Origin of the sequence: Alienimonas chondri (assembly GCF_013036045.1) — a bacterium.
In the GTDB taxonomy this organism is placed as follows: Bacteria; Planctomycetota; Planctomycetia; order Planctomycetales; family Planctomycetaceae; genus Alienimonas; species Alienimonas chondri.
Genome location: NZ_WTPX01000063.1, coordinates 28352 through 31666, shown reverse-complemented (window position 1 = coordinate 31666; position 3315 = coordinate 28352). Strand labels below are relative to the sequence as shown.

Annotated in this window: 3 protein-coding genes; all 3 read left to right on the top strand. The window is 64.2% G+C overall.

Features of this window, described 5'->3' with window-relative positions:
- Window positions 1–287 precede the first annotated feature (287 nt).
- The 3 genes from LzC2_RS11150 (at window position 288) to LzC2_RS11140 (ending at window position 3133) form a co-directional block, all read left to right on the top strand.
- Window positions 288–905: a recombinase family protein gene (locus LzC2_RS11150; protein WP_171186878.1), complete on the top strand. Its 618-nt coding sequence runs from the start codon at window positions 288–290 to the stop codon at window positions 903–905.
- A gap of 330 nt (window positions 906–1235) precedes the next feature.
- Entirely contained in the window at window positions 1236–1577 is a 342-nt protein-coding gene (locus LzC2_RS11145) for a hypothetical protein (protein ID WP_171186876.1), read from the top strand.
- Window positions 1574–3133 (top strand): hypothetical protein, encoded by a 1560-nt coding sequence (locus LzC2_RS11140; protein ID WP_171186874.1) that lies wholly within the window; start codon window positions 1574–1576, stop codon window positions 3131–3133. Before LzC2_RS11145 ends, LzC2_RS11140 begins: the two co-directional genes overlap by 4 nt.
- The last annotated feature ends 182 nt before the right edge of the window (window positions 3134–3315 follow it).

The following is a 3315-nucleotide window of genomic DNA, read 5'->3' as shown; positions in this document are numbered from 1 at the left end:
CCCCGGCAGGGTACCCGTTTGGTTCTTTAGTATTCGCGGCGACGCTGGCGGTCGGCGTCCATCGCCCACGAGGTTCGGCCGATCCGCCACGCTCACGAGGCGACGCCGACCGGGCCGGATGTGTCCAAAATCAAACCCCGTCCGATCGGCGACGTTTTCGCCATCCCCGGCAGAGTCGGCGCCCGCCTTCAAAGTGTCGCCCGTCGTTTCTAATCGGTAGTGGACACTTCACCTCGATCGCGCTAGTTTGCGGATCGTCCGCAGTCTCCGCCACGAGGTTCCCCGCCGTGTCCGCCACGCCCGATAAGTTCGCCGCGATCTACGTCCGCGTCTCCACGCGGAAGCAATCCCACCGTTCGCAACTTCCCGACCTCAAACGCTGGGCAGCGGCCCACGACGGCCCGGTCCGCTGGTACCGCGACACTGGGAGCGGCAAAACGACCGATCGGCCCGGTTGGCAAAAGCTCGAAGCGGATATCGCCGCGGGGAAGGTATCCGCCGTCGTGTGCTGGCGTATCGACCGGCTGGGCCGGGCCGTGTCCGCCCTCTCCGCCCTGTTTGACGAGCTACAGCGCCGCCGCGTGAACCTCGTCAGCATCAAGGATGGGTTGGACCTGTCGACGCCCGCGGGGCGATTGCTCGCGAACGTGCTGGCGTCCGTCGCTCAATTCGAGACCGAGCTACGCGGGGAGCGCGTGCAAGCCGGGCAGGCTGCGGCCCGTGCTGCGGGAAAGACTTGGGGCGGCAGCGAAAAGGGCGTTCGTCGCAAACTCACGCCGGCCGTCGCTCGCACCGTGCATCGCTTGAAGGCCGACGGCGAGTCCGTCACCGCCATCGCCAAAACCGTCGGCGTCTCCCGGCAGAGCGTTTACACCGTGCTCGCTGATATGGCGCCGACGGCGTGACGCTCTGTGCGGCCCGTAGAGCCGTCGCCACGCCGAGACGTCCGACGGGCCGCGTGAGACGACGGACGCACGCACGGGCGCAGCGGGGCGGCAGGACGAGGCGATCCGATTGGATGCTTCGCCATGCTCACGCGAGTCGGATCGCCTCGTCCTCGTCAAACTCCGAAGAACCGGATTTAATAACGATCCGGGAGTGTTTGATATTCAGCGAGCAGAAAACACGCAGACAAGGCGCGAGAATCCGGGTGAAATGGGTCGATACTATAGACTCAACGCCGCGAATAAAGACGCCCCGCCCCCTTGGCTACGCCCCGAACGCGAACCGCCGAATTGCCGACACGGTTTGAGCCGCGGTTCCTCGACGGACTGGACGGGCGCGTCGGTATCGTCAAGGAACTGCGCTGCCGTTACGACGAGCTAAAGACGGCCGTCGGGGCGGACTCGCCCCAAAAGGACTATCTGTGCGAGCGACTTTGCTGGCTGCTTATCACCCTCGAAACCGCGGAGACGCGTGCCATCGAAGGCGAGCCGTTCGACGCGAATAAGTACACTGTGCTGTTAAATAGCGCTCTCGGGTTATTTCGCACGTTGGGGATCGACGCCAAGGCGAAGAACGTGCCCGACCTCAAAACCTATCTGGCGGCCGGCGGCGCGAAGGGTGCACAGCGATGAACGCAGCCCCGCCCAACATTATCGAAGCCGCGAACGACCCCGCGTTATTCGGGAACTATCTCGACGGCGATCCGGCCTCGTGGCGTCGGTGGCGGGCGATATTAAGAGCGGTTTTTGGCGTCCGGCCGTTTTTGCCCGGCGACCGCGGCATCCTCAAATGCGTCGCGTCGCGTGACGCCGATCGGATGCCGGCCGACGGTTTTTCGTCCAGCATGTTCGTCTGTGGTCGCCGATCGGGCAAATCCCGCGTCGCCGGGTTGGTCGCCGCGTACGAGGCCGCACTGGGCGGGCACGAGGCGAAACTATCCAGCGGCGAACGCGGCGTCGTCGCGGTGCTGGCGCCGACCAAAAGTCAGGCCCGCATCGTCAAAGGCTATGTGCGGGCCGCGTTCAAATCTCCGATGCTCGCGGCTTTGATTGAGCGCGAGACCGCCACGGGGTTCGATCTGAAAAGCGGGATATCCGTCGAAATACTGACGGGCGACCCGAAAACGGTTCGCGGTTATACCCTCGTCGCCGCGGTGGTAGACGAACTCGCGTTTTTCGGTCTGGACGCAGAGAGCAAGGTGCGCAGCGCCGACGAGCTATTGCGTTCGCTCCGGCCGGGTCTGGCGACGACCGGCGGCCGGCTGCTTTGCATCACGACCCCGTATTCGAGATCGGGCGCAGCGTGGAACCTGTACAAAAAGCACTACGGACAAAACGACTCCGCCACGCTCGTCGTCAACGCCGCGTCGCGCGTGCTGAATCCGACGCTGCCGCAATCCGTAGTGAGCGAGGCGCTGGCCGAAGACAGAGCCGCCGCGGAGGCCGAATTTCTCGCCCGATTTCGTGACGACGTGGCCCAATTCGTGCCGCGAAGTCTAGTCGAAAACCTCGTGGACGCGTCCCGCACCGGTCGCCCCCGGCAAAACGGCGTCAAATACTTCTGCTTCGTGGATATCAGCGGCGGCAGAGCCGACGACGCGACCGCAGCGATCGCCCACCGGGACCGGAGCGGCGAAGTCGTCATCGACCAACTCGCACGCGTCCGCCCTCCGTTCTCGCCGGCCGCGGTCTGCGGACAATTTTCCACGCTGGCGAAAAGCTACGGGTGTTTGTCCGTCACCGGCGACAATTATGGCGCCGAATTCGTCGCCGCGGCGTTCCGGGGCAATGGCGTCCAGTATACCCGGTGCCGCTTCCCCAAGGCGGAACTATACGTCGCCTTGCTTCCTCGTCTGTGTTCGGCCGGCGTAGTCCTGCCGCCGGACGACGCGTTATTAGATCAGTTCGCAGCGCTGGAACGGAAAACCCGTTCCGGCGGGCGTGATGCGATCGACCATCCGAACGGCGGGCACGACGACCTCGTGAATAGCGTCGCTGGCGTCGTCAGCATCGCCGCTGATCCACGGCAACGCCGTTCGTCAATCATCGGCGCCGGCAGCGACTCCGCCGGCCGGTGGAGCTTTTCCGGTACGGCCGGCGACCGCGCGGCGCTGCCCGAATATCCCCGCGGCTCTTTAGAAGCTGCGCTCGTGAACGGCTCGAAAATCAATTTCCGCCCGCCTGCCTGACTGACTCTCTCCACGTCCCACGCTCCCAAACCCCACTCGATAAGCCATGCTTGCCAGAACACCCGGAATTAACGTCTCCTTGCTGGACCAATTTGAAGAACGGAACGGCAAAGATTTTGCGTACGCCGCGCACCTTGGGATGTCCTTCTATAAGAACGGCGCCAGCTTTAGCGACTCGCAAG

Bases quoted from the DNA above. Each gene is read 5' to 3' on its own strand.
- LzC2_RS11140 (WP_171186874.1), top strand. From the start codon at position 1,574: ATGAACGCAGCCCCGCCCAACATTATCGAAGCCGCGAACGACCCCGCG.